Annotated in this window: 2 protein-coding genes; both read left to right on the top strand. The window is 37.9% G+C overall.

Features of this window, described 5'->3' with window-relative positions:
- Positions 1-456: RNA polymerase sigma factor (locus ACR65M_RS27015; RefSeq protein WP_440274961.1), on the top strand; the 456-nt coding region annotated here is incomplete at its 5' end.
- A partial coding sequence (locus ACR65M_RS27010; protein ID WP_494776440.1) for a helix-turn-helix domain-containing protein occupies positions 434-559 on the top strand: 126 nt, incomplete at its 3' end. The genes ACR65M_RS27015 and ACR65M_RS27010, both read left to right, overlap by 23 nt.

Below are 559 nucleotides of genomic sequence, written 5' to 3'. Positions count from 1 at the left end.
CGAAGGGAGAGGAAATGCATGATAGAACCAGATCGTACCGAGTGGCAAGTTCGCTGTGCATTTAATGCTTTTTGTAAACGTGTATTGAAGAATGAAGCAATCAATATTTTCAACGAAAGACAACAACGACAAGCAAAGGAGATGACATTTTCTGATCTCACACCACAAGAAGAAAATCAACTCTATACCTTAGATCAGCAATATGAAGGAGAAGAAGGACAAAGTGTTCAAGTGGTTGGAAAGAAAATAACTCCGAAATTACTCGCTGAAGCGTTGCGGACTTTGCCAATAGAAAAGCGTAAGACAGTCCTACTATACTATTTTTTTGATAAATCAGATGTAGAAATAGCCGAACTACTAGAGATTCCTCGTAGTACGGTTCAGTATAGACGGACAAGCTCTTTTAAAAGGTTAAAGCGATTTTTGGAGGAACATGCAGATGACTGGGATGATTGATGCTAACACAAAAGACAACGAATGTGGCTTATTACCGTATCCAATTATTTTAGCTGCAAATAAGGGTGATCCAGAAGCGATGAATTACGTTATTTTACATTAT

It is taken from the genome of Ferdinandcohnia sp. SAFN-114 (assembly GCF_059415045.1).
The sequence above is the reverse complement of the archived record's forward strand: the minus strand, read 5'-3'. Positions and strand labels throughout refer to the sequence as shown.